This is a genomic window from Clostridium rhizosphaerae (assembly GCF_016765585.1).
Classification (GTDB): Bacteria; Bacillota; Clostridia; order Clostridiales; family Clostridiaceae; genus Clostridium_AT; species Clostridium_AT rhizosphaerae.
On sequence record NZ_JAESWC010000018.1, the window covers coordinates 62,897 to 87,471 of the forward strand.

Here is a 24,575-nt window from a genome sequence, read left to right on the forward strand (position 1 = left end):
AGGAGATGACAAATTACATGAAAAAGAAAAACTATGCTGATGTTGAAAGCTTAGATGCTGAGGATTTTGATGATGACGGCTTCAGTGAAGGAGAAATTAACTTAGGCAAAGCAATTGCATCTTTTAGCTTTGCAGCTTTAAAGGAAGAGCAAAGCACTAATGCTCCTGCAGCTCCTTCCATAGATATTAATAAACCTGCTGCTTCACGGATGCCAATAGCTCTACGCTTTATAACCTCGCAAAGAGGAGCAACCCCGGCAGTAGACGGAGAGCTTTATACAATGAAACGCTGCTATCAATTCAGGCCTTCAACCATAAGAAAGCTTAACGAATTAAAGGCCAACCACTCTGACGTAAATGCTTATCTTAATACAATTATTGATGAGGCAATTTCTCATTACTACTATTATGTTTTTAGTAATAAGTCCAACTAGATAACAAGTTATCAATATTTCTAGTTAAATAGTTGTTGCTATAAATCGAGTAAGGTAAAAACACAGAACATTTTATAATAAATTACGAATAGCTTGGGAGCGCAAATAGTTTTGATTTACACAAAACTATTTGCGCTCCCCTGTAATCATTAAGGCTTACAAACTAGGAAAATCACTTGTTTAGATTTTTATATTTTTTATTTTATACCCATTGTTTATTCCACCTTTAACCTAGCTTTTTACAGAATTCTACCTGAAGCATAAACCGCTGCTCCTATCATACCTGCACTGTCACCAAGTTTTGCTTGTACCAGGGAGCATGCATTGCTTGACACCTTTAAAGCATGCTTTTTCATTATATGTCGTGCGGGCTCTAAAAGTTTATCCCCAGCAAGAGATACTCCTCCTCCTAAAATTATCATTTCTGGATTAAAAATATTAACTACATTAGCAAGTCCAAAGCCAAGTATTTCTGCTGTTTCATTTATAACTTCATAAGCTAAACTGTCTCCTAAATCATAAGCATCTGAAACCATCTTTGGACTGAGGCCATTCAAATCATTACCAACCCATTGTTCAATGATACTATTTTTTCCTTGATGCAGTTTTTCTTTAAAGGTATTTATAATTCCTACAGCTGAAACATACCTGCTGTAGCAGCCGGAACTTCCGCATTTACACGGACGTCCCTCCCTATACATGTTCATGTGGCCTATTTCTCCTGCGCTTGCTGTAGCCCCATATAATACTCTTCCATCCATTACAATACCTGAACCTACCCCCGTACCAAGTGTAATAAGGACAAGATTATTAACTCCTACGCCTGCTCCAAATTTCCATTCACCATATAAATTTACTCTCACATCATTATCAATAAATATAGGAAAACTAAACCTTTTACTCATTTCCTTCACTACTTCAATGTTATTCCAACCTGGAAAGTTGGGTGAAAAGTATGACTTACCTTCTTTTGGGTCTAAAAGTCCCGGAATGCCCATCCCCATACAGTATACAGAGTCTTCTTTAATATTTAAGTTCTCCAGCATATAATTAACCATATCACCTATTTTTGTTAAAACATAGCCCGGTCCCCTACTGGCTTCCGTTGCCTTTCTTAATTCCATTAACTTATTGTAATTAACATCAAATACTGAAATCTTGATGTTTGTTCCGCCTAAATCTACACCTACAATAAACTTGCCCATTTCTCTTCTCCTTAATATTTCTTTTAAACGCTAAAGCTTTCTCATAACTACTTCATCATTACTACTAATTCCTAATTTTGTTTTATCATAGTTAATGTATTTAACACTGTTAAATTAAATTTTACTTTTGTTCAAATTTAGTGTCAATATTTGTTTAATACCTAGCAGCTTAACCATCATTAATATTTAATAATGATAAAATTTCGAAAGCCTCCTATCTTCTGCATATTTATTATTATGAGGTTAAAGCCCTAAATGGGCTTTAACGGGTAGTCTGCGAGGCTAAAGTCCTGAATGGACTTTAGCGGGTAACTTGTGAGCGGAAGCGAACATCTTAAGTTACCCGGTGTCCAAAGGAGAACGAGCTGGTTAGGCTGCCCAGTGTTTCGAGTGAAAGGAGGTGATATCATGGATGACTTATTAAAAGCTATAGCCAATATTGGATTTCCAATCGCAGTGGCTGCGTACCTATTAATAAGAATTGAAAGTAAGCTGGATAGCTTGTCAGCTTCTATAAACCAGCTGTCAACTATACTTTCAGTAAAGCTTAGCGGCAATGATGGAAGCAAATCCGCATAAAAAACTCACCTGTAACAAGTAAAATTGTTATATATAATGCAATAAAGTTCTTACATTAACAATGTCACAAAATATCCAATCTTTAAGGATTTTTGGGACATTGTTAATGTATTAGAACTTTTGCATTGTATACAGGTGAGTTTTTTCTATGCAAAATTCCCTTCGCAGCTGTAAGGCTTGGCAGGATTCTGTGCTGGTCATAACCCCTTAAAGCTCCTTATCTTATTGAATAAATGGATTCTCTTTTATCTATATATAATGCAACAAAGTTCTTACATTAATGATGTCATAAAATATCCAATCTTCAAGGATTTTTAGGACATCATTAATGTATTAGAACTTTTGCATTATATAAATTTAAAAAATATATTAACATATAAATACAGATACAAAATTTCTCAAATTTTTGATAAATAAACAAAAACAGTCTTATGAAATGTATATATATATAATAGTTTTTTTAGGAGGAGAGATGCTATATGAATCACTATGAAATTGAAAGCTGCGTTATGAAGGCTAAAAACGGAAACCAGGAGGATTTACTAAAAATCCTGCAGCAATATAAACCATTTATATTTAAAACCGCAAGGAATTTCAATATTAGAAACTATGATATCAATGATCTTGAGCAGATAGGCTACATGGCTATAATCAATGCTCTTTCAAAATACAGGGCAGGCTCCTGCACCTTCTCAAGCTATGTTTATGAATCCATTAAAAATGCTTTTAGGTATACTGCCAGGCAGAACTCAAAGCATGAAAATTCATTGAGTTTAAATTCAGTTCAAGACCCTTATGGAAGAGCTGAAGAATATATAAACTGCATAGATTCTCAGGTGAGTATAGAGGAAACCGTTCTTTCCTGCGAGGAGTCAAAAGCTATGAAAAAAGCAGTGGCAAAACTTCCTCCCCAGGATATGGAGTTTGTTTCCATGGTATATTATGAAGGTTTGTCTCTTAAGAATTATGCTAAAAAGAAAGGATTAACTTATTATGAGGCTCGTAAGAAAAAGAACTTTGTCTTAGGAAAACTAGAAAATCATTTTAAACAGTAAAATTTTTTTAAAACAGCTCTTTAAACTGCATATATATGTTTGTAATCAAAATTCAAAGAAGGAGGTAATATAAATGGCAGTAGTAAGCACACCTTTAAGCTCAGCTTTAGGCATTAAATTTAAGTCTGGAGTTGACTCAGCCGGGAAAGACATTATAAAGACTAAGAAATTCTCAAACGTAAAGGTAACTGCAGCTCCTGACAAGCTTCTTGAAATAGGAACAGCTTTAGGCTCCCTGTTAAAGAATGAGTTTGTCAGCGTTTCAAGAAGCGACGACAGCATCTTAGTTAACGAGTAGTTTACGAGCGGAAGCGAGTGGGTTAAACTACTCAGTGTCCGAAGGAAAGCGATCTAAACTACCCAGTGATTCCGAGTGAAAGGAGGAATTTTTAAATGGCTGATAAAAGCTTGGTAATGATCTTTATAAATCAAGAAGGTACTAGAGCAAATATTACCCTTCCTGGTGTCAAAGATAATATAACTCAGCAGGAAGTATCCGTTGTTATGGACACCATAATAGCCGGAAACGTATTTGCTTCATCAGGCGGAGACTTAATGTCCAAGCATTCGGCTCAGGTAACTGAGAGAAATGTTACGGAGCTTAATGTAAGATAGCTTTAAGGAGGTATTGATGAGATACCTCCTTTTAATTATTTGCACCTCTATTTTAACATAGTAATCTAACAGCAGATCTATCTCAAAACCCTCTTCATTTCGTCCCTAAGTGCCGGTCTTCTTTTATTGCTGATAGTGGAAATTTGCCCACAAAGTATTCATCAGAAGTTCCATACTTCCATTTATTTATCTTGCATTCAACGCAAATATGAATACTATGTAGCAGGCAAAATCACCAATTCTCTTTCTATCTTCTCCTATTCTTGCGCGCCAGCTTACGTCTTTTCCTATTTTCTCAAGATAACGGCTTAACACGTTAAATGAGCTTATTAGTGAATTATGTATTGAAGTTCTTACTGGATCTTTCTCCATGCGCTCTTCCCTTGCAAAAGTTAACCATTTACTCCTTATTGAAGCATATTCTATTACATTTTTTATAAAGTCATCCCAAAGTTCTTTTACATCACTGTCATTAAAATCAATCTCTGCTAACATCTTTTCATATATTTCTTCTGCTTCCTCTACTGATATAGAATTAATTTTTTTAATATACGATTTGTAAGTGTACATTACATCTCCTCATTTCTTCACTTTGATTTTATTATTTTTTCACAACATATTAATTCCTTAATTTGACTTGTTAAGCCCTTTTAGTTGTCAAAGAACAACTTTTATACTCATATTATAATATTGACTATGCCGAAAACTTTCCGCATCTTTGAATTTTGCTTTCAACATCTTAAATAATATATGCTCCCATATTAGTATATTGATCTTCCATAAACATCCTTATTTATGTATATAAGCTTCCAATGATTTTATCATTGCATCCTCAATTTCCCTTTTCACATAATCAGGTCCAATAACTTTAACCTTATTGATATACTGCATTACCCAGATTTTCATTGCATCAACCGTACATCTAACTGACACTATAACTTTATTCTTATCCTCACTTATAACATTCCAGTTCGTTCCAAAGGCATCAAATAGGAATGTCATACCGGCATCACCTTTATATTTTTGAATTTCCAGCTCAATTAGCTTTGAATCACCATAAAACATATATAGATGCTCACTCATATACTCTGAAACGGTTTTTGCCGATAAATTATTGATTAACCCTTCCTTTTTTTCATTTCTCTCCAGCCTACAAAATTCCTGTTCCTTTAAATTCGTCATAAGATCAATCCTATAGTGGGACAGATTATCTTTGCCTTCACTATAGCATATTAGGTAATACCTATGATTTGCTTCACAAACTCTAAGGGGAAGAACTATATAAGCCTCTTTTCGGGTCTTATGAAGTTTTTTATCTGCTCTATACCCATTAAAGTTAAATATAATCCGTTTTTCTTTATCATATCTGCGATTTCTATTTTCATAAATAACTTGATGTATTAACGCAATGTTATCTAATGTAAGCTTGTTCAGAGTATATTGCTTGTCCGGAATCATATGCAAATAATTTAACTTCTTTTGAAAGTCCTCTGATGCGTATCCTTTCAACTTTTTTGTTAATTCTTCTACCTTTTCTTTAGTCATCATTTTTGAAAACATAACATTGTCGATAAGTATTTGTAAGTCCTCATCTGAAATACTGCGGTTATAGTAATACCGATAAGTGTATGTATTTGTATTTTTATAGTCTTGTGTACTTCTCTCAGTTGTTTCGCATCTAATGATATCTTCTCCATAAAACTGCTGAATTTTAGAAAGTGTATCTTTTACTGTATCCCGATTTGCAGTTATTCCATATTTTGCCGAGCTCATTATTTCCAATATTTTTGTAATGCTAAGTGGATGTTTCATCGGAGTATTTCTTAAGAATATCAAGAACTGCCAGTACTGCTGTTTTTGAATCAACCCGAATACTACTTGCCATATTTATCACTTCCTGTTAATGATAAAAGCTTTTCATTTCTATGTTTTATTAATTTCTCAACATTCTCTAAAAATTCGTTAATCTCATCCTCATTCATATTTGAATAACAAACATATGGATTATTTAAATTAAATGGGATTATTTTATCTTTTTCAATTACTCCTTTTTCAAATACTGAATCCAATTCCTGCTCTTTTACCCATTTCTTAAGCTTTTCATTATCATCTCCAAAATACTTTGACAAAACTCCTCCATTAAAGCATTCTAATAATGACTTATCAATCCTATCTTCTGAACATTTATAACGATTGTTATTCATTCTGCCATCTGGACAGGGAGGAGGAAGTAAAATGAAGTTTCCGGGCGTGTGATATATTTCAGCGAATTTCGAAAATCTATCATTTACTTCTTTATAGCCAGGCTCATTTCTTTTTGCAATCAGATCATCAAATGGGTTGCTAGATTTGATATAGTTCTCTCCTGTAGCCATTTTCAATGCTTGTTTATATATCGTCCAAAATGAAATCATGGTATCTCCTCTAAGAGCAACCTTCGAGTCATTATAAAGTTTATAAAAATAGCATGCATCACCATCACACATTATTCTGCTTAGGCTTCCTCCTTCAACCTCATGCATCTTGAAATATGTCAGAATATTAATAATTGGCTCATTGTCTATATATTCAGGAGTAAACTTTCGCTTATCGTATTTTTTATAGTTTTCAAACACCACTTTAAGAGTTGTGTTTCCATTCTCTGCTTTTTTGGACATAACAATACCTCCTATTTATAAGTTTTATCTTAAACTCATCTAATTCATCTGTATACTTGTATTTCAAACCTTACACCAAAAATAACATTAACTATATTAATTATACATAAAAATAAAACATCCTACATTGCTTTTTAAAAAATCATTGCAATACCATTATATAAAATTCACATATTCTCACTAAAACAAAAATAGCCAGTAAAAGCAATTTACTTCGCTTTTACTGGCTAGGTTATCTCTTCATTTTTCCACACTCTTTTGTTTCTCATCATTTAACCATTTAATAATATCATTCTTATTTTTTAATAAAACCTCATGCCCAGCTGGATATAATCTAAAGCTTACATTTTTGCTTCTCTCTTTAAAAAACTTATAATTTTCCTCACCAATATGAAGTGGAAATATTGGATCAAATTCTCCGTGTGAAATAAATATGGCTACGTCTTCAACAGGCTTTATCTTATATTCCTCTTTTACAAACCTTGGTATATATCCGCTTAAAGCTGCAATACCCCTTATATTATTGCCCAAAACAAGAGCTAAGGACATTGAAAGAATAGCACCTTGACTAAACCCTAAAAGATACTGCTTATTTACATCAATTGGGTAAGTTTCAGCTGCCTTATAAATAAACTCTTCTAAATTTTTTATTGCATTATCAAAGGACTCCCTGTCCGGATTTCCATAACCTTTTATTGAAAAATATGCATAACCACTTCCTTGAATTATAGAACCTCTTATTCCTATCAGTATAAAATCATTTTTAAGTTCCTCTACTAAACTGAGTATATCTGCTTCATTACTTCCCATTCCATGCATTACATAAATTGCAGGATACTTTTCTCCATCTTTTATGTTAGCCGGAAGAGAAATTTTATATGAAAATAAATTCTCCATATATGCTCCTCCGTCATTTCAATTTATTTATCTCTGACTGTAAATCTCTCTTGATGATGCTTTGGATTTTCAATTTCATCTAAAACTGCCAATGCCATTGTACCAGTGGTTGTATGAGATGATCCGTCTGGTGCAATAAGTAATTCATCTTGTCCAAGAACAACATCCTTCTTCTCCCCAGGCTCAAATATTGCAGAAGGAGATATCCCAACCCAATTTACATTGTCTACTTCTTTTAAGAAAAGTAATTCTTTTAATTGATTTTCTGGAATTGAAACCCACGCCTCACTGCCAGGCATTACTTTAATATCTTCTACAAACAAGTGCTTATCTTCACCTGTTTTTAAGCTGCCTGCACCAAGAATAAAGATAATACGAGGTGATTTTGCTTCCCTAAATAATGCAACTAACTTTGCTGCTAAATCCACATGTCTATAAGCCTTTGATGGTTCTGTAGCAAAGGCATTTACAATTACATCAAAGCTATTCAAGTCTTCACGTGTTAAGTCAAAGGCATCTTTTTCAAGAACTGTAACTTTGTCACCTAAAAGGCTTTTTGCTTTTATCTCTTCTCTAACTATAGCTGTTACCTCATGTCCACGGGTAATTGCTTCCTTATAAATATCACTTCCAGCCTTTCCTGTTGCTCCTATAATTCCAATTTTCATATATAAATTACCTCCAATTTTATTTAATTCTACTTATATATAAAGCATTAAATTCTTACATTATGCTAAGCAAATATCCAATCTCCAAGGATTTTTGCTTTATATATAGAAACTTAAGTAACTTTTTAACCATTAATTACTTTATGTAACCTAATTATAATACCTTACTTTACTGGTTGTCAAGAATAATTATTATTTAAATTTTATTCTTTTATGATTTACACCTGTTAATCATATAAAAAAAATTATTCCATGCATAAATAATATAATACATAGAATAATTTTAATAAAATTTAGTGAAGATTTAAATTAAAGATTTTTGTGTGATCCATCACAATATGGTGGGTTTTTAGTCTGCTTGCAGGCACATAGATAAGCTGTTTCATCCTTTTCAGCAGTAAATGCCATAGGTTTAAAGGTTGTCCCTTCGTGTGCTCCATTACAAAATGGCTGATTAGAACTTCTTCCACATGTACAGTAGTAGTAAGTTTCTCCTTTTTTCAGTTCAACGGCTATAGGCGCTTTTTGAGCTACTATAGCTTTCTTATGTGAGCCATCGCAGTATGGTGGATTTTTAGTTTGTTTGCATGCACATAAATATGCTGCTTCATCTTTTTCAGCCGTGAAAGCCATAGGTTTAAATTGAGTGCCTTCATGTGAACCATCGCAGAAAGGCTGCTTAGAACTTTTTCCACAAGTACAGTAGTAATAAGTTTCTCCCTTTTTAAGATTAACTTGGATAGGAGAATATTGTTTTACAATAGGTCTTTTTATTTCAGCAGGTTTTTCGGTTGGTTTATCACCTTTTTTATCGCCCTTAAAAAAAGAAAGTAATGATTTGAACATTTGAATTATCCTCCTGTAGTTTTTATTTTTTCTAAGTTTTCTAATTGTGATGTCTATTATTAATGTTTCTTATTTAAAACCAATGTATGCATCAGCTTTAATTAAATAAAGAAAACACCATTAAGTTTATAGTTACAACCCTCTATTACATAAATTAATGCAATAAGCAAAAACTAATTCAGTGCATTAATGAAAGAATTTTTTGTGCCTCAAATAATAGATTTCATCTGCTCAACTTAGCAATAGGAGGAATTAATTTATGTCAACTTATAAGTGCAAAGTATGCGGTTATATTCACAAAGGAGATGCACCACCTGAAAAATGTCCAGTGTGTAAACAACCTGCCAGTGCTTTTGAAAAAATACAAGACATTAAAGAAATAGACAAAGTTAAAGAAATTAATAAAAAAGAAAATGATTTGTCCTATCCAAAGGAATATGCAAGAGATGATAGAAGCGAGCGATATATGGATGAAATACATAAAATGGCGGTTACAGGAAAGCAAATTATTGGTTCAATGGGTACCAGAATGTATATTCCAAACTGGGATGATATTCTTATATTGGGAAATCAGCTAAATCCACCTCCCTTAGATGAATTTGCTGAGGTTAACCCCACAACAATAATAGGCAAATATGCCAAAAACCCAATGGTACTTGAAAACCCTGTTTATATTTCACATATGTCCTTTGGAGCTTTATCTAAAGAAGCAAAAATTGCTTTAGCAAAAGGAAGTGCGTTGGCTAAAACTGCAATGTGCAGCGGTGAAGGTGGAATTCTTCCAGAAGAAATGAATGCTTCTTATAAATACATATTTGAATATGTGCCAAATCTTTATAGCGTTACTAGAGAAAATCTTCAAAATTCAGATGCTATTGAAATTAAAATAGGACAGGGAAGCAAACCTGGAATGGGTGGACTTCTTCCTGGATGCAAAGTAACTGAGGAAATAGCCAAAATAAGAAATAAAGAAGTGGGACAGGATGTTATCAGTCCATCTAAATTTGAAAATATTAATTCAAAAGAAGATCTGAGAGAGTTAGTAAGTAAACTAAGAGCGGAATCAGGGGGAAGACCAATCGGTATTAAAATTGCTGCCTGCAGGATTGAGAGTGATTTAGAATATTGCGTGTTTGCAGAACCTGACTTCATTACAATTGATGGAAGAGGCGGAGCAACTGCGGCAAGTCCTGAGATTATAAGAGATGCCACAAGCGTTCCAACCATTTATGCATTATATAGAGCACGAAAATATTTAGATTCAGTTGAGTCAAAAATACAGCTTGTTATTACCGGGGGACTTCGGGTATCTTCTGATTTTGCAAAGGCTCTGGCTATGGGTGCAGATGCAGTTGCAATTGGTTCCGCGGCACTCATAGCAGCAGCCTGTCAGCAGTATCGAATATGTGGAACTGGATTGTGCCCAGCGGGTGTTGCAACACATAACCCTGAACTTAGAAAACGGCTAAATGTAGAAGCTTCCTCTAAGAGAGTAGCAAATTTTTTAAATCTTTCATTGGAAGAGCTAAAAACCTTTGGAAGAATTACCGGACATTCAAATATCCATGACATTTGCGTTGAAGATTTATGTACCATTAATAAGGAAATATCTGAATTTACAAATATCAGGCATGCATAGAACCTTTTTTGCTAAAAGGATCCTTGATAATGAAAACTGGCCAAGGTGACTATATCCCCCTTAGCCGGTTTATCTTTTATTCTAATATTTCTATTTATTAAAACCTATACTGTTTTCTACATAAGCTTTAAAATCCATTAAAGCCGGAGAAACATATCCATCTTTTCGGCAGACCATCTGAATTTTTAATAGACAACGCGGATTCCGAACATGAATAAGTGAAATTTTCTCCATATCAAGCCCTGGTATGAAGGGAATTAGTGCGACGCCTAATTTTGCTCCCACAAGTCCGGCAACGGTTCTTTCTTCAAAAGCTTCAAAAGATATTTTAGGATGAAATCCAGCCTCATGGCAAAGCTCTTCAACAAAATCATGCAGTGAAGTTTCAGACTTATAAAGAATAAACGGATCATTTGCTACCTCACACAAATCAACTTCCTTCCTATACGAAAGCCAGTGGCTTTTATGAACTATCAAAAATAATTCTTTATTCATAATTGGAATGATATATTCGATAAAAATGCCGCACCTTTTGCGCTTGCTACCTTTATTTTAGCTTGTGCTTACTCAGGCGTTTCAGCCTTTTTATCCCTATATGCAAAAAATATAGGCATGGTAGAAACTGCAAGTACTTTCTTTATTATTTATGCTGTATTTGTTTTAATCTCTCGTCCATTTACAGGACGTTGGTCTGATAAATTCGGTTCAAAAGCAATTATTTATCCTTGCTTAATTATTTTTGCGGTAGGAATGCTTTTGTTAAGCCAAACTAGATTTAGCGGCATGATGCTCCTTGCCGGTGCTTTTATTGGTATAGGCTATGGCTCAGTAACCCCTGTATTTCAAACACAAACTATCAGTTCTGTGGAATCACATAGAGTTGGAATCGCTAACTCTTTATTCTTTAACTCCATGGATGCAGGAATGGCTATTGGCGCATTTATCTTAGGAATTGCAGCAAATACTCTTGGCTATCGCAGCGTTTATGTATTTGGAGTAGTTTTAATTGCGGTTACTGCTCTTTTATATTTTGTACTGACAGGAAAGAAAGAGAAACCTCAGTACGATGTTTCTTCTGAAAATGATGCTGAGGAAATTGCAAGTTAGAGTTCTTTTCCAACAGGTTATAAAAAGAAAGCAGCTCTATAATAAACAAGCCAGTCAAAGTGAAAACAATTCACCTTAACTGGCTTGTTTAATTTCCTTCATTTTATTAAGCACTTTATTTCTGTACCATCTAATAAAGTAACAATAATCTTCTTACCTTATCAATTATCCCATTCCTTTAAGACTTGAGGTTCTGCTCGTAAACCCCAAGTACCGCCTCAGCCTTTTGAATGAGCTTTTCACATTTTCATGTCCAATGTCAATATCACCCAAATAACTTAAAAGCTGACCTTTAAGCGTATCGTCAAATCTGATTTTCACTATAACTTGCGGTATATCGTAATCAAGTTCTTTGCTTAATGTAGATAAATCAACATCCGTATGAAAATAACCCTCACACATGCTGTCCTTTTGCCACGGGATAAGGTCAATGTCGATTCGGCTTGTGAGTTCGTCGATTTCATTCTGTTTTTCTTTGGGGATAAGCGCTTTTAGCTTACTCATAGCCTGCTTTGTTTCTTCGCTTGAAAGTGCGGAATGCACACCTACTTAAACATTACAGGAAATGATGTCATGTTCTCCGATTGCTTGCCTGGGATGCCTGTTACTCAAGGCGGTAATTTCAACCTGGCTTATATCTCAAAGGATAAGGATGAAATCACTGGCATTTTTAACCGCCTAAAGAACGATGGTGGTCAAGTAATCATGGAGCTTCAAGAGACAATTTGGATCGGCTTGTACGGCTTTTTAACCGATAAGTTCGGTATCAACTGGCAATTTGCCCACGACAGCGGGAATGCTTTTTAAAAAGAAAAATAGTAATAGCCGCTTAAAAGAGCGGTTATTACTATTTCATAAAGAAGTAACTATCCTTGAACAATATTGTGACGACGAGGGGCTTTATTGAGCTGTGCAAAATTTAGACCCTAAGCGAGCCCCGGAACGCTCTAACACCATAATAAGATTCTGCACCATTATGATACACAAAAACAGTGTCGTACCGACGATCACAAAAGATTGCCCCGCCGAGTTTTCTGATATTGTCAGGTGTTTTCACCCAGCTGGATGTTTTCATATCGAAATTTCCAAGTGTCTGCAGCTCTCGGTATTGTTCCTCAGTTAAAAGCTCGATACCCATGCCAGCAGCCATATCCATAGCGCAATTTTGGGGTTTAGGTTCTTTTCTTGACTCCAGTGCCTCCCTATCGTAACAAATACTTCTACGACCTTTAGGACTTTCTGCAGAACAATCATAAAAAATGTATTCACCCGTCTCATTATCATGACCAATAACATCTGGTTCGCCGCCGGTTTTCTCCATCTCACTGAGTGACCATAGTTTTTCAGCATTAGCTTCAAGCTTTGCCTGCACTTTAGCCCATTCAATATTATTATGTCGGTTCATATTTTTCTCAAAACGTTCTTTCAAAATATTGAGTACTTCTTCACGTTGCTCTGATAGTAACTCCTTTTTTTCATTTTCCATAATTAAAACTCCTTTTTAAAATATGATTTATTATGTATACCATTTTACAGATTTAAAGATGCCTCAATTATATTTTTAATCTTTATGATTTCATCAAATGAGGTTGCAAATATATAATCACTTACATTGATATTGCAAGAATAACTTCCATTTTTAAGCCTGACTAATATAGAAAATCTAACTTTGTCCCCAATTGCGTCATCATCAACTATGCTGCTGTAAAAAATCCAGTGAGTTTCGGTGGGCTTCTCTTCAAAAGTATTCTGCAAATCATCAGCTATCAACCTTTTTATGCTGTCAGCCAGTATTGAATAATCGCCTGAACTAATAATTCTTCCTCCATATTCGTTTGGCTGGCTAAAAATATAGTGCATAGAATTATCATCTTCTTCAAATAGATACCAAACCGTTCTGTTATATTCATAGGTCTCATCAAACAGCTTTTTCAAAATAATCTCCCCTTTATAACTTGATTCTATCACATATTGATAAAATTATACCATAGGTTGTAAAAACAGCAATTGTGCCTATAAATAAATTATCTATTTTATAAGAAAGCTTAATGAATTAAAGGTCAACCATTCTGACTTAAATACTTATCTTAATACAATTATTGACGAGTCCATTTATTATTACTACGATTATGTTTTTAGTAATAAGTCCAACAACATAGTTTCAATTAGTAAATCGCTATTTGAGTGAGCAAAAATCATGTATGTTAGAAACCTATATTAAAAATGCTCTCCGATTTTACCTCAGAGAGCATTTTTAACTTACGTTATTATCAGAAAAAGATTTCAGTATTGATAGACTTCATAATTGCCAATCCACCTTGTTCACTTGGGTGCAGCCCATCTCCACTATCAAATTCCTTCATCATACCTGGTTCACCATTTTTTTTATGAACAACTTTATCGAAATCCAAAACACTATAAAATTCACCACTACTTACTATCCAATGATTAATGGCTCTCCTTAGTTTCTCTTTTTCTATCGTCCAATAATCATCATATAATCTAGGCAATATTGTAGTTCCTATCAATTTTATGTTATGGATTTTTATTTGCTTTATCACAATTTTCACTGCATCAACAAATTCTTCTAAAGTTGGGAGTTCTTCAATACTGCACCATACTTCTCCAGGATGACCCAAATCATTTGTTCCAAGAGCAAAAATCACATGGGTTACACCTGGTATATCCAGAACATCATGCTTTAACCGTTTAACTGCGGCATCCCCAAAGGCATCAAACCATAATGGTGCACAGTCTCTCATTAATCTATTCCCACTAATTCCTTTGTTAGAGAATGTTACTTTTCCTCTGTGCTCAGCATACAATTTGTTAGCCAGCGGCCTTGTCCATGTATCTAACCTCGTAATTGAATCTCCAAAAGCAACTATAACTTTAGGCGTCTCTTCTGTATATATATCCACTTCCTCTAGGCAAGGAATAGTTATATTATCAACCTCACAACCAGATTCTGGTTTTTTTCTTTCTTCAAAAACCATTGTAATATATAATTCATCTCCCGCCTCAAGTAAAAAATCAATATCATCACTAATCAATGTCATTTTTTCAAGTAAAGTAAAAGATGTTTTTCCATCTACTGATACATAAAGCTTTTTCTCTTTATCATTGTTTATGCAAATAATAACAGACTTAATTTTAGTTGACTTCTTACCATAATTATTTGAAAATTTTAATCTAATCTTTTCACCTGCAATATTGTTCTTTATAGTAATGGAGCTTTCCTTTTGTTCATCATTCCATGGCATATATACTGTATTTGAATGTGCTAAGCTCCAAGTACAAATCCACTTTTTCATAATATTATTTATGCCTTTCTTACAAATTTAATTTACTTCATATTTATATCATTTTAAATCTGAATAAACCAATCAGTTTACTCTCCATTTTTCACACTAGTTCTGTATTTACTTGGACTCAAGCCTATATGGGCCTTAAATGTTTTTTCAAAATACGGCAAATTATTATAGCCAGTGCTAGCGCATATTTCCATAATAGAAATATCAGTATTTTTAAGTAATTGTTTTGCTTCTGTTATGCGCTTGTTATTAACATATTCTGAAAAATTAACTCCAGTATATTTACGAAAGCTTCTAGAAAGTGCGGAAGGGTTAATAAAAAACAAGTCAGATAGAGTATTCAAATCAAGTTTTTCTTGGTAATTAACATTTATAAATTCTATGATACGCTCCATATAATTTACACTTGCTTTTTTAGTCTTATTTACATCTTTGATATATTCTTTTTTTCTTACTAGAATAAGTAACAAACTAAGTAGATTTAACCTAATTGCAATTGAATAACCTGGAAGAGCACATGTTAACTCTTTTTGAATATTTACAAAAATACGCTCAACCTCTTGCCTTTGGGAAAGAGGCAGCGTAAATACCTTTTCATTGGGATAAAAAATCGAAATTAAATCTAATTCCTTCATATCATGAAGAAGATTATTTATATATTGTTTATGAAAATTAACAACTATTCTACTATGCGGTTCGGTACCATAGGACTTCGTTGCATGCTTTTTATTTGAAGGTATCAGAATAATATCTCCTGCGTTTATAATGTAATTATTACCATCAACCCACATATACCTTTTGCCTTTTGTTAAGTAGTAAATCTCAAATACCTCATGCTCATGCAAGATAAGAGAAGTTGTGTGAGTTTGATTAGTTTCATATGAAATACTTATTGATTCTTGTTCTATATAAGAAATATCTTGGACCATAAACTACTCCTAATTGACACTAGACTTAGCTGTTTCGCTCCTCTATCCAATTTCTTGTTCCATCTACTGGCTCTGTTTCTAGTATATGAAAATTAAAAATTGAACCATGTTTATTCTCAAGCTCTTTAGTTAATAGATCTATATAGCGAGCAGAATCTGCTTTTGAATGGATAGAACCAGACAATATTATATTAACGTTACCTTCGAATCGAAGATTTTCAAGCATTGCTGATATATATACGGCACCTTTTGATGCCATTTTATGTGCAATCTTATTGCATTCAGCATCTCCTTCATTTAGGGCAATAAAGAAAATTTCCACTAATTTTTTACGAAAATCAGGAATATATGATTCTGAAAAAAAACGGGCTGATTCAAGGAATTCTTCTCTATTGGTTATTTTAAATTCATCAAAATAGTATTTTGTTAATATTGTTTTTGCCTTTTTTAGAAACAACTCCCTATAAATCAGCATATACACACTTTGAGTAATAGTCAATCCCCCGCCAAAATCACCAGACAGCTCTCCAATTCCTCCTAGCTGCAGCATATTTCCACTGTCGTCGATACCTGCGCAGCAAGTTGCCGTACCACTATTGTAATTTATTCCGCTCTGCTTTCCTGATAGTCCCATAGCTTTTACCCCTAAAAAGCCGTCATTGCATAATAAAAATTTTGATAACCCAATTTTAACAATGCTCTTTGATATAACATCATGTTGAAAGCAAAAATCTATGCCTGCTAAACCAAAAACCGCATCTTTAACATCACCTATCTGAAGATTATTTCGACTTAACAGCTTATGAATGTGTTCATACAACTCATAGTACGTTCCATCATATCCATTTTGTAAAGCTTCATGATTTGTGGTACCTCCTTGAAGACGATCAATAACTAAAAATTTTTCATTAATAAGAATGTAGTCTGTTTTTGTGCCTCCTCCATCGACTCCTAAATAGTATTTCATTTTGTTATACCACCATGCCCAAAAATTAGCTTCACATTTTTTTTCTTGAGCTTAATTTTATAGAATAGAAAACTCATTATTAGACATTCCTTTACAAAGTATTTTTTCAATCTTATTTATTCTAAACCTTGAATTTAGGTAGATATTCTATGTTTACTTGTAGCATTTCCTCAACAGCTGGTTTGATTTTTTCAAAATCACCTATAAGTGGATGTGCCATTAGTGCTTCATATACAGTGTCTTTATCACCAGTAACTGCTGCTTGTACCGTTAACCTCTCATACAATTTTACTGATTGCATAAGACTTTTTGATGCTGGCGAAATGTTCTTTGTAAGAGGTACTGATTCCGCTCCATCACGGCTTATAAAGCAAGAAACTTCTACAACATCGTCATCTAAGAGAAATGGAATAACTCCTCTATTGCATACATTCACTACATGTGGTTTATGATTATTTGTATGAAGAGATTCAATAAGTGAAACAGCAGCTTCTGAATAAAGATGTCCTCCACGTTCATTTAACATTTCCGGAACTTCTATGTTTTCTTCATTAGAATAATACTCCATAAGTTTTTCTTCAATTAATTTGCATTCCTCGCCTCTAGTAAGCTTCTCATTTTTTAACTCTTCAAGCTTTTTTGAACGATAGTTGTAATATCCTAAATAAGATGAAGGTATAGCTGATATCAAACGCAACAAATCAGTGTCTATTTCTATCCTCTTCATATTAGCCATTGTCGGTCCTTGATTACCTGACTTTAATACCTGCTCTAATACATCCTTCCCATCTAAATATGCGGCTGTAATGTAACTTAAGTGATTTAAGCCTATGGATTCAAGCTGTAAATCGTGATAATCACATCCTACTATATCACCTATAGTTTCTGCAATTGTAATTGGCACGTTGCAAAGACCTATTGCCTTTACTTTCGTATGCTTTAAAAAGTATTCTGTTACAATTCCCGATGGATTTGCAAAATTAATCAGCCAGGCATTTGGTGAAAACTGTTCAATAGTCTCAGCAATTTTTTCCATAGCCTCTATTGTTCTAAGTGCACAAAAAAATCCGCCTATTCCAGTTGTTTCTTGTCCAATCAAATTATATTTTAATGGGATTTTTTCGTCATTTATTCTGGCATCCATCTTGCCAACGCGGATTTGAGTTATGATAAAATCAGCATTTTTAACAGCTTCTTGTAAATCTGACGTTATTGTTATTTTAGTATTTAAGCCGTGATTTTTCATAATTCTTTGAAAAAAATTCCCCACGATTTGAAGTTTATACTCATCTATATCCATAAGCGCGATTTCATCCACTTGCATTATTTCTTTTCGTTGAATAAGTCCCATTGCAATTTCTGGACAATAGGAACTTCCTGCACCAATAACTGTAATTTTCATATTAACCTCTTTTCTAGGAATACTCAAACATCATTTTAAATATCCATTAGGAAATTTTTCATGTGTTTTGATTTTCACTACATAATTATTTTTTAATGTTCTTCTCATAATACTTTAAAATAAATTGACTGCTAATTATTACTTTCGCATCCTTCAATTGATTGTACTCATTCTCTTTGAATGTACCATCATTTATATGAGTCCATATTAGCATCTCTGCCTTTATCTGTTCAAACCAAGGCATTAATATACTTAAAAGCTTCTTGTTAGACATACCTTGTAGTTTCTCTGACAGATTTACTAATTTTTCAATTTCCTTCGTTATTACATCTTTCTTGCCGGATTCAATTGCATCAGCAATATGTAATGGCACTGTGTAATAAACTGCAGTGTTTTGATGATGTTCACAAAAGGACATCAATTCCTCATACATGCACGGTTCAATGCTTTTCAAACTCTTTTTAAAAGACACAATAGGATTATAGCTGCTGCTATTCCACATATAATTTGCCATGGTGGAAAGAGTAATTTTTGAAGCTTCCCACTCTAGCATAGCATTAGAAAATATGCCTATATGATTAAATTTATCTAATTCCTTTGTTCGATTTAGATAAGGCGTTAAACTTAACATTCTTTTATCTAGATAATCATTACAGGGAACATTATCCCAAATAAGCAATTCTCTATTATATTGTTTTGCTGAAAATTGTACATCTTTTTTATGAATGCTCCAAGGAATTATACTTGGTCCTGTCCACATAATAGCTATTTTAGGATTAAGATTTTCATTTAAGTCTTTTTTGTACTGAGTCTCAAATGTCTGCATATATTCAGTTGGACAAAGCATAAGTTCAAATACAGATAAGCTTTCCTTAAGCAAATCATAAATTTGGTTTGCTAAATATGCATGAGCAATTCCACTTGATCCAAATTTTATCTTAGTATCTCCTTTTAAATCATAATCAATATCATCTAAAAGTAAGACAAATTTATTCACACCTACTTCAATCACCTGATTGAATTTATTCATTATTTTTTTCAATTCATTTATATTAGTATAGTTAATATCATTTCCGGGACTAATCGCATAGTAAAAATCAATGTATTGCTCTTGGCATTTCCTTATAATTTCTCTCAACTGTATTAGTTCTTTTTCTGGATATTCCACCGCCCATTTTTCACGATGATAAGGGTCATTTTTAGGAGCATACATAAAAGAATTCATTTTATTAACACTCATAAAGTCTACTTCATCTAAGCGTTCCTCTTGAGTCCATGGGGTGCCATAAAAGCCTTCTAAAACTCCACGAACACGCAATGTAGGAGTATGTGTTACCTCGATAATTGGTAAATATATTTTATTTTCATGCTCAGTTATTAAAGAGTTTATGTACCTAATAGCATATAAGTATCCTCTATCATTGCTAGATTTAATAACTATATGATTTTTTGTAATTTTAAATCTAAATCCATCATTTTTTAATCCGCTTTCATATTCGAATCGACAGTGAAATTCTTCTATATCTTTAAGTGTGTATTCAAACTTTATATCTTTCTTAAATTTAATTTTACTTTGTTCATTAAAATAGCCTGTAAAATAAGTAGATGGATCACAATAAAGCCGGCTATACACATAGGCTGGTATTTCTAAACAAGGAATGTTTACATATTCTCCCTTAAAATAATAGTCTTGACAATCAGCAACTACCTCTAAAACATTTTCATCAAATTTATTCATTATATTGCTCCTTATAATTTCATTATAGCGCTGTTTCAGCGCAATCTGATTTGCTCTTTTGATACAAGTTTTCTATACTTTTATTGTTAAATCTTGCAAATAAATATACATTAATGCTCACTGCAAACATAATAAATAACAGTATTGACTGTGCCAATACAATATAAGTTATCACGAAAAATAATAATAACTGTAAAATTATAACAAGATAGTTTTGTAAAAGAAGATAAAAGCCAGATTGAAAATATTTAACTAAAGTCATTTCATATTTTGAAAATAAAAACAAAATAATTAGACTATATCCAAATAAAATGCCTGATAAACAAGCCCAAATAATTATTGTAAGTATATTGCTACTCATATAAAAGTAGAGAAAATAACCTGTGCTTAAGGTGCTATACATAAATATTGTAAGTGGAATAGACTTCAGAAAATTGGCTTTGAAGAATTTTATAAAACTTCTTATTGGTTTATTAGGATCATTCAAAACATACATCATACCTGATATTGTTACACCTGCTGTAATAATTAGAGGACTTAGGAGTAAAAATATTAGGTTCGTTACCACAAGTCTACTTAGCAAAACAGAAATTTTATAAATTCCATTTTTATTTTCAAAATCCATTTTTTACTCCTTTCAAATTATGTCGATTTTGATCTCTCAAAATCGACATAGTTATTTAAATACATTTATTTCCCTAATTTTTTAAGATTACTAGCAATTTTCTCATTTGCTATTTTAACAATATTATCCCATCCATTTGCTTCTCTGAATTTCAAATGTGCTTGCCATACTGAATTATATTCGTTATCATCTTTTGCACGCACCATGCTCAGAAGGGTAGTTGCGAAATTTTGATATATATTAGTGCTATTTCTGGCATCAATTGATCCTGGATCTGGGTTAATGTTTTCCATTTCAAAGCGCGGCACTAATTTATCCTTTGTCCAATCAAACATTTGAGTAACTGCCGGTGTTTCATTAACAACACCATGTTCCGCTCTAAAGGTATCCACCATGAACATCCAAACATCATCAAATCGATACTCAGCAAAGAATTTATCTGGATTTTCATCACGAAGCTTTATTATTTCAGGTCGTATCACTGCTTTACCATCACTATTCAAATCATAATGTTTACCTTCTATACCAAAGCTTGTAACCATTCTTCCATATGGAGACATCATATAAGTAAACAGTTCAATTGCTTTTTGCGGATCTTTACATTTTTTAGAAATATAAGTTACCGACCAACCGCCTAAACCACCTTGCGAAAGTAATGGTTTGCTTTTTTTAGAATCTTTTGGTCCATCCACTGCAATATATTGTTTACCTGGATTTGCTGCATACCACTTTTGAAGCGGAACCTGTGCTTGTGGAATTCCTGCTTGAACAAACATGAAATAATTACCCTTAGAAAGCTTTTCAGCAACTATCTGTTCATCATCGGAGAATGTATCGTCAGGTATACCTCCTAATTTATATATTTCATTAAAGGCTTTTACCCACTTTAAATATTCAGGATCAGCATTTCTGTCATAAAACTTCCCATCTACTTGTACGGGTGTACCTAATAAATCTTGCAGTGTCTCACCCCATGATCCAGTTCCGGTACCAAATGCTCCACTTCCTAAAGACGCAACTTTAGGATATAATTGCTTTGCTTTTTTCGCAGCTTCAATAACGTTTTCAGGAGTGCTTAAATCCGGACTTCCTATTGCTTCGTATATATCTTTTCTTACAACAAAAGCCTCTGTTCCAAACAATACTTTTTTGTCATAATCCTTTTGTGTGTTATAAAAGCTTGGATAACCGTATGTCTTACCATCAATTGCATACCAATTCATTACCTCTTTATCAGCTACTTGGTAGAAATATGGGTCATATTTATCAGCTAAGTCATTTAAAGGTAACGCCCAGCTAGACGCTTTATCAATTACACTACTTCCATTAAATACAGTAACTATATCAGGTATTTCTCCGGAAGCAAACTTTGTATTCAGCACTTCTTCATTTCCGGCTTGAAACTCGACATCAAGTTTCAAATCTTCTTTCATCTTGGATGTTACAGCGTCTTCCCCATACTTTGTATTCCACCAATCTGCATTCACAAACCAAGACAACTTTGCATCCTTAGTATCTGTTTTCCAGCTAGGTTGTTTGTCATCTACCTTTATTCTGCTTTCAGGAACATCTAGTGCGGATACTTTATTAGCGGTACTCTTAGTACCACATCCTGACATAATAATCATAGTACCAATCAAAAGCAGGCTAATTGTTTTTTTCATAATTTTTCTCCCCTTATCCTATACTTTCAGTAAGATATAATTTTATTTAGTTATTTAAATGTATTATTGTCGCGCGGCATAATCGATTAGATAAATTTGTATAATTCTCTTCCTGTCACTATTAGGGATATTACTCCTTAACAGCTCCTACCAGCATACCCGAAATAAAGTACCTCTGTAAAAGCGGATAAATTAATACAATTGGAAGAGTAGTAATAACCATAGTTGCTAGTTGAACCCCTCGGGTAGATGTCTGTATTACAACTGAAGTCATGTTATTTACCATACGTGCAGTCTGGGATTTTATTATTATTTGATACAATAACATCTGCAAAGGCCATAGTTTTGTATTAGGAACAAATAATCTTGCAGGCATGTACTCATTCCATTGTGCAACCCCAATAAATAGTGCTATGGTCGCGAGTACAGGTACTGAAAGTGGTAAATAAATTCTTGTGAAAATATAAAAATGTCCTGCGCCCTCCACCTGCGCACTTTCTGATAATGCCGGAGGTAAATCCTTAAAAAAGTTCATTATTATAATCATGTTATAAAAGCTAAATAGCGCTGGCCAAATATATACCCAGAATGAGTTATATAGTCCCAAAGCTTTTATAAGTAAAAAGTATGGTACCATACCTCCACCAAAAAACATTGCAAATATACCCATTTTCATATAAATATTTCTAAATTTTAGTTCTTTATGGCTCATACCATAGGCTACCATTGCAGTGAATAACACATGAGTAACTACACCAACAACTGTCTTTTCAACAGAAATTATAAATGCTCTATATATATCAGAATTTTGTAATACCGCTCTATAATTTGCAAAGGAAAAGACCCTAGGCCAAAGATAAATACCTCCACTCATTGCATCTGATGCATCATTAAATGAAAGTGCAACTACGTTAATGATAGGAAATAATATCGTTATAGTTACAATTGATACTATGACAATATTAAATGCATTGAATATCTTACCATCTTTGTTCATTTGCTAACTCCTCTTTTCATGGTTATTAATATAAACTAGAATACATCTATGTCTTTAAATTTTTTTGTTGCTAAATTTGAAGCCACAAGTAAAATAAGTGATGCGACTGAAAGTAGCAATCCTACTGCTGTTGCATAAGAGAAGTTACCTTGTGTAATACCCGTTCTAAAAACGTATGTATCTAAAACTTCACTCCTGCCAATGTTAAGTGCATTTTGCAAAACCATTGACTGATCAAAATTAGAGCTAAATAAGCTACTGAGGCTCATCATGAATTGCAGAGCTATAATACTTTGAATACCAGGTATTGTAATATATCTAATTCTTTTTAATCTGCTTGCGCCGTCAATTACAGCTGCCTCATAAACTGTTGTATCAATGCTTGCCATTCCGGCTAAATATAAAATTGTTCCCCAGCCAGCTTCCTTCCATATATCAGATAGTGCTGCAATCCAATAATAATATTTAGGTTCTATAAGAAATGAAATCGGTTTCTTTAAAATCCCTAACGCAATCAAAATATTATTTAGCAATCCATTAGTTCCAAGCCAAGAAACAAGCATACCTCCAAATATAATCCATGAGATAAAATGTGGAAGATATGAAACTGTTTGAGTTACTTTTTTGAACCTTCCATCTCTCAATTCAAATATTAATATCGCCAATATAATAGGTACTGGAAAACCTATAAAAATCTTAATAAGACTTATACAAGCTGTATTGATTGTGGCTTGCCAAAAATGCATATCACTTAAAATCAATTTAAAATTCATAAGTCCTACAAACTTTCCTGAAGTTGTAGCGTCAAGCACTGACGTATTTTTAAATGCAATTATGATTCCATACATGGGTATATAGCTAAAAATAATTAAGAATATTATACCTGGCAATGTCATAATTTGAAGTGGAAGTTGTTTTATAAATCCCTTCATTATATTTTTTGATTTACTCATCAGTAACCCCCTCTTTTATTGTTTCTTCTTATTTGTGTTTTACTAAGTATTTCATGCCTTAACTTGTCTTAATTTTATCAAAATTATTATCTTGTGAATATAACTATATTGACATATATTCTGAAAACTATATTTATTTTGACACCTTATGCATTCCTCTTCACAATATTCTAAAAATTCCATTAAGCTAATAGTTTTATGGAACATAAAAAATACAAAGAAAAAAGGCTAGATTTCTCTAGCCCTTTGATACCATCCTATTTCCGCTCTATCATAACAACACA

28 protein-coding genes are annotated in these 24,575 nt (G+C 33.1%); 8 read left to right on the forward strand and 20 right to left on the reverse strand.

Annotated features, from left to right (window positions below; all coding sequences use genetic code 11):
* The first annotated feature begins 17 nt into the window (after positions 1-17).
* Entirely contained in the window at positions 18-434 is a 417-nt protein-coding gene (locus JK636_RS18980) for a hypothetical protein (protein WP_202750557.1), read from the forward strand.
* 239 nt (positions 435-673) lie between these two features.
* Here the strand turns inward: JK636_RS18980 and JK636_RS18985 are convergent, their stop codons facing one another.
* On the reverse strand, positions 674-1,639 hold the full coding sequence (locus tag JK636_RS18985; RefSeq protein WP_202750558.1) for an ROK family protein: 966 nt from the start codon (positions 1,637-1,639) through the stop codon (positions 674-676).
* A gap of 408 nt (positions 1,640-2,047) precedes the next feature.
* Between JK636_RS18985 and JK636_RS18990 the strand changes: the two genes are divergently transcribed.
* From JK636_RS18990 to JK636_RS19005, 4 genes are all read left to right on the forward strand, one after another.
* Positions 2,048-2,218 carry a YvrJ family protein gene (locus JK636_RS18990; protein WP_202750559.1) on the forward strand — a complete coding sequence of 57 codons (171 nt, stop codon included), beginning with the start codon at positions 2,048-2,050 and terminating at the stop codon, positions 2,216-2,218.
* 479 nt (positions 2,219-2,697) lie between these two features.
* Positions 2,698-3,273 (forward strand): sigma-70 family RNA polymerase sigma factor, encoded by a 576-nt coding sequence (locus tag JK636_RS18995; protein ID WP_202750560.1) that lies wholly within the window; start codon positions 2,698-2,700, stop codon positions 3,271-3,273.
* A 73-nt stretch (positions 3,274-3,346) separates the two neighbouring features.
* On the forward strand, positions 3,347-3,571 hold the full coding sequence (locus JK636_RS19000; RefSeq protein ID WP_021656459.1) for a DUF1659 domain-containing protein: 225 nt from the start codon (positions 3,347-3,349) through the stop codon (positions 3,569-3,571).
* Positions 3,572-3,666: 95 nt separating this feature from the next.
* Positions 3,667-3,888: a DUF2922 domain-containing protein gene (locus JK636_RS19005; RefSeq protein WP_202750561.1), complete on the forward strand. Its 222-nt coding sequence runs from the start codon at positions 3,667-3,669 to the stop codon at positions 3,886-3,888.
* A gap of 186 nt (positions 3,889-4,074) precedes the next feature.
* Here the strand turns inward: JK636_RS19005 and JK636_RS19010 are convergent, their stop codons facing one another.
* The 6 genes from JK636_RS19010 to JK636_RS23710 all read right to left on the reverse strand — a co-directional run bounded on the left by JK636_RS19010 (position 4,075) and on the right by JK636_RS23710 (position 8,956).
* Positions 4,075-4,458 carry a DUF3232 domain-containing protein gene (locus JK636_RS19010; RefSeq protein ID WP_202750562.1) on the reverse strand — a complete coding sequence of 128 codons (384 nt, stop codon included), beginning with the start codon at positions 4,456-4,458 and terminating at the stop codon, positions 4,075-4,077.
* Between the two features lie 219 nt (positions 4,459-4,677).
* Positions 4,678-5,700 carry a helix-turn-helix transcriptional regulator gene (locus JK636_RS19015; RefSeq protein ID WP_202750563.1) on the reverse strand — a complete coding sequence of 341 codons (1,023 nt, stop codon included), beginning with the start codon at positions 5,698-5,700 and terminating at the stop codon, positions 4,678-4,680.
* A 62-nt stretch (positions 5,701-5,762) separates the two neighbouring features.
* Positions 5,763-6,545, reverse strand: a complete 783-nt coding sequence (locus tag JK636_RS19020; protein ID WP_202750564.1) for a hypothetical protein — start codon at positions 6,543-6,545, stop codon at positions 5,763-5,765.
* 240 nt (positions 6,546-6,785) lie between these two features.
* The gene (locus JK636_RS19025; protein WP_202750565.1) at positions 6,786-7,442 is read right to left on the reverse strand and encodes an alpha/beta hydrolase; all 657 of its coding nucleotides are present in this window, start codon (positions 7,440-7,442) and stop codon (positions 6,786-6,788) included.
* A gap of 23 nt (positions 7,443-7,465) precedes the next feature.
* Entirely contained in the window at positions 7,466-8,110 is a 645-nt protein-coding gene (locus JK636_RS19030; RefSeq protein WP_202750566.1) for an NAD(P)H-binding protein, read from the reverse strand.
* A 309-nt stretch (positions 8,111-8,419) separates the two neighbouring features.
* On the reverse strand, positions 8,420-8,956 hold the full coding sequence (locus JK636_RS23710; protein ID WP_243428274.1) for a CDGSH iron-sulfur domain-containing protein: 537 nt from the start codon (positions 8,954-8,956) through the stop codon (positions 8,420-8,422).
* 259 nt (positions 8,957-9,215) lie between these two features.
* On the opposite strand from JK636_RS23710, the gene JK636_RS19040 reads away from it, so the two are divergent.
* On the forward strand, positions 9,216-10,595 hold the full coding sequence (locus JK636_RS19040; protein ID WP_202750567.1) for a glutamate synthase-related protein: 1,380 nt from the start codon (positions 9,216-9,218) through the stop codon (positions 10,593-10,595).
* Between the two features lie 90 nt (positions 10,596-10,685).
* Here the strand turns inward: JK636_RS19040 and JK636_RS19045 are convergent, their stop codons facing one another.
* The gene (locus JK636_RS19045; RefSeq protein WP_202750568.1) at positions 10,686-11,090 is read right to left on the reverse strand and encodes a LysR substrate-binding domain-containing protein; all 405 of its coding nucleotides are present in this window, start codon (positions 11,088-11,090) and stop codon (positions 10,686-10,688) included.
* 12 nt (positions 11,091-11,102) lie between these two features.
* On the opposite strand from JK636_RS19045, the gene JK636_RS19050 reads away from it, so the two are divergent.
* Positions 11,103-11,702, forward strand: a complete 600-nt coding sequence (locus JK636_RS19050; RefSeq protein WP_338025806.1) for an MFS transporter — start codon at positions 11,103-11,105, stop codon at positions 11,700-11,702.
* Between the two features lie 165 nt (positions 11,703-11,867).
* On the opposite strand, the gene JK636_RS19055 is transcribed toward JK636_RS19050, so the two are convergent.
* Positions 11,868-12,206: a hypothetical protein gene (locus tag JK636_RS19055; RefSeq protein WP_202750569.1), complete on the reverse strand. Its 339-nt coding sequence runs from the start codon at positions 12,204-12,206 to the stop codon at positions 11,868-11,870.
* Between the two features lie 33 nt (positions 12,207-12,239).
* Between JK636_RS19055 and JK636_RS19060 the strand changes: the two genes are divergently transcribed.
* Positions 12,240-12,509 carry a VOC family protein gene (locus JK636_RS19060; RefSeq protein ID WP_274601628.1) on the forward strand — a complete coding sequence of 90 codons (270 nt, stop codon included), beginning with the start codon at positions 12,240-12,242 and terminating at the stop codon, positions 12,507-12,509.
* Between the two features lie 112 nt (positions 12,510-12,621).
* Here JK636_RS19060 and JK636_RS19065 read toward each other — a convergent pair whose 3' ends face one another.
* From JK636_RS19065 to JK636_RS19115, 11 genes are all read right to left on the reverse strand, one after another.
* Positions 12,622-13,188 carry a DUF4256 domain-containing protein gene (locus JK636_RS19065; RefSeq protein WP_202750571.1) on the reverse strand — a complete coding sequence of 189 codons (567 nt, stop codon included), beginning with the start codon at positions 13,186-13,188 and terminating at the stop codon, positions 12,622-12,624.
* Positions 13,189-13,232: 44 nt separating this feature from the next.
* On the reverse strand, positions 13,233-13,637 hold the full coding sequence (locus JK636_RS19070; RefSeq protein WP_202750572.1) for a hypothetical protein: 405 nt from the start codon (positions 13,635-13,637) through the stop codon (positions 13,233-13,235).
* Positions 13,638-13,972: 335 nt separating this feature from the next.
* Positions 13,973-15,016, reverse strand: a complete 1,044-nt coding sequence (locus tag JK636_RS19075; RefSeq protein ID WP_202750573.1) for an SGNH/GDSL hydrolase family protein — start codon at positions 15,014-15,016, stop codon at positions 13,973-13,975.
* A gap of 77 nt (positions 15,017-15,093) precedes the next feature.
* Positions 15,094-15,945 carry an AraC family transcriptional regulator gene (locus JK636_RS19080; RefSeq protein WP_202750574.1) on the reverse strand — a complete coding sequence of 284 codons (852 nt, stop codon included), beginning with the start codon at positions 15,943-15,945 and terminating at the stop codon, positions 15,094-15,096.
* Positions 15,946-15,970: 25 nt separating this feature from the next.
* On the reverse strand, positions 15,971-16,912 hold the full coding sequence (locus JK636_RS19085; protein WP_202750575.1) for a BadF/BadG/BcrA/BcrD ATPase family protein: 942 nt from the start codon (positions 16,910-16,912) through the stop codon (positions 15,971-15,973).
* Between the two features lie 121 nt (positions 16,913-17,033).
* On the reverse strand, positions 17,034-18,314 hold the full coding sequence (locus tag JK636_RS19090; RefSeq protein ID WP_202750576.1) for a 6-phospho-beta-glucosidase: 1,281 nt from the start codon (positions 18,312-18,314) through the stop codon (positions 17,034-17,036).
* 85 nt (positions 18,315-18,399) lie between these two features.
* On the reverse strand, positions 18,400-20,052 hold the full coding sequence (locus JK636_RS19095; protein ID WP_202750577.1) for a protein O-GlcNAcase: 1,653 nt from the start codon (positions 20,050-20,052) through the stop codon (positions 18,400-18,402).
* 22 nt (positions 20,053-20,074) lie between these two features.
* Positions 20,075-20,677, reverse strand: a complete 603-nt coding sequence (locus JK636_RS19100; RefSeq protein ID WP_202750578.1) for a hypothetical protein — start codon at positions 20,675-20,677, stop codon at positions 20,075-20,077.
* A gap of 65 nt (positions 20,678-20,742) precedes the next feature.
* Positions 20,743-22,341: a type 2 periplasmic-binding domain-containing protein gene (locus tag JK636_RS19105; RefSeq protein ID WP_202750579.1), complete on the reverse strand. Its 1,599-nt coding sequence runs from the start codon at positions 22,339-22,341 to the stop codon at positions 20,743-20,745.
* Positions 22,342-22,471: 130 nt separating this feature from the next.
* On the reverse strand, positions 22,472-23,338 hold the full coding sequence (locus JK636_RS19110) for a carbohydrate ABC transporter permease (protein ID WP_202750580.1): 867 nt from the start codon (positions 23,336-23,338) through the stop codon (positions 22,472-22,474).
* Positions 23,339-23,373: 35 nt separating this feature from the next.
* Positions 23,374-24,291, reverse strand: coding sequence for an ABC transporter permease (locus JK636_RS19115; protein ID WP_202750581.1), 918 nt, complete (start codon positions 24,289-24,291; stop codon positions 23,374-23,376).
* Positions 24,292-24,575 lie beyond the last annotated feature (284 nt).

Bases quoted from the DNA above. Each gene is read 5' to 3' on its own strand.
- JK636_RS18980 (WP_202750557.1), top strand. From the start codon at position 18: ATGAAAAAGAAAAACTATGCTGATGTTGAAAGCTTAGATGCTGAGGAT.
- JK636_RS18985 (WP_202750558.1), bottom strand. From the start codon at position 1,639: ATGGGCAAGTTTATTGTAGGTGTAGATTTAGGCGGAACAAACATCAAG.
- JK636_RS18990 (WP_202750559.1), top strand. From the start codon at position 2,048: ATGGATGACTTATTAAAAGCTATAGCCAATATTGGATTTCCAATCGCA.
- JK636_RS18995 (WP_202750560.1), top strand. From the start codon at position 2,698: ATGAATCACTATGAAATTGAAAGCTGCGTTATGAAGGCTAAAAACGGA.
- JK636_RS19000 (WP_021656459.1), top strand. From the start codon at position 3,347: ATGGCAGTAGTAAGCACACCTTTAAGCTCAGCTTTAGGCATTAAATTT.
- JK636_RS19005 (WP_202750561.1), top strand. From the start codon at position 3,667: ATGGCTGATAAAAGCTTGGTAATGATCTTTATAAATCAAGAAGGTACT.
- JK636_RS19010 (WP_202750562.1), bottom strand. From the start codon at position 4,458: ATGTACACTTACAAATCGTATATTAAAAAAATTAATTCTATATCAGTA.
- JK636_RS19015 (WP_202750563.1), bottom strand. From the start codon at position 5,700: ATGAAACATCCACTTAGCATTACAAAAATATTGGAAATAATGAGCTCG.
- JK636_RS19020 (WP_202750564.1), bottom strand. From the start codon at position 6,545: ATGTCCAAAAAAGCAGAGAATGGAAACACAACTCTTAAAGTGGTGTTT.
- JK636_RS19025 (WP_202750565.1), bottom strand. From the start codon at position 7,442: ATGGAGAATTTATTTTCATATAAAATTTCTCTTCCGGCTAACATAAAA.
- JK636_RS19030 (WP_202750566.1), bottom strand. From the start codon at position 8,110: ATGAAAATTGGAATTATAGGAGCAACAGGAAAGGCTGGAAGTGATATT.
- JK636_RS23710 (WP_243428274.1), bottom strand. From the start codon at position 8,956: ATGTTCAAATCATTACTTTCTTTTTTTAAGGGCGATAAAAAAGGTGAT.
- JK636_RS19040 (WP_202750567.1), top strand. From the start codon at position 9,216: ATGTCAACTTATAAGTGCAAAGTATGCGGTTATATTCACAAAGGAGAT.
- JK636_RS19045 (WP_202750568.1), bottom strand. From the start codon at position 11,090: ATGAATAAAGAATTATTTTTGATAGTTCATAAAAGCCACTGGCTTTCG.
- JK636_RS19055 (WP_202750569.1), bottom strand. From the start codon at position 12,206: ATGAGTAAGCTAAAAGCGCTTATCCCCAAAGAAAAACAGAATGAAATC.
- JK636_RS19060 (WP_274601628.1), top strand. From the start codon at position 12,240: ATGCACACCTACTTAAACATTACAGGAAATGATGTCATGTTCTCCGAT.
- JK636_RS19065 (WP_202750571.1), bottom strand. From the start codon at position 13,188: ATGGAAAATGAAAAAAAGGAGTTACTATCAGAGCAACGTGAAGAAGTA.
- JK636_RS19075 (WP_202750573.1), bottom strand. From the start codon at position 15,016: ATGAAAAAGTGGATTTGTACTTGGAGCTTAGCACATTCAAATACAGTA.
- JK636_RS19080 (WP_202750574.1), bottom strand. From the start codon at position 15,945: ATGGTCCAAGATATTTCTTATATAGAACAAGAATCAATAAGTATTTCA.
- JK636_RS19085 (WP_202750575.1), bottom strand. From the start codon at position 16,912: ATGAAATACTATTTAGGAGTCGATGGAGGAGGCACAAAAACAGACTAC.
- JK636_RS19090 (WP_202750576.1), bottom strand. From the start codon at position 18,314: ATGAAAATTACAGTTATTGGTGCAGGAAGTTCCTATTGTCCAGAAATT.
- JK636_RS19095 (WP_202750577.1), bottom strand. From the start codon at position 20,052: ATGAATAAATTTGATGAAAATGTTTTAGAGGTAGTTGCTGATTGTCAA.
- JK636_RS19100 (WP_202750578.1), bottom strand. From the start codon at position 20,677: ATGGATTTTGAAAATAAAAATGGAATTTATAAAATTTCTGTTTTGCTA.
- JK636_RS19105 (WP_202750579.1), bottom strand. From the start codon at position 22,341: ATGAAAAAAACAATTAGCCTGCTTTTGATTGGTACTATGATTATTATG.
- JK636_RS19110 (WP_202750580.1), bottom strand. From the start codon at position 23,338: ATGAACAAAGATGGTAAGATATTCAATGCATTTAATATTGTCATAGTA.
- JK636_RS19115 (WP_202750581.1), bottom strand. From the start codon at position 24,291: ATGAGTAAATCAAAAAATATAATGAAGGGATTTATAAAACAACTTCCA.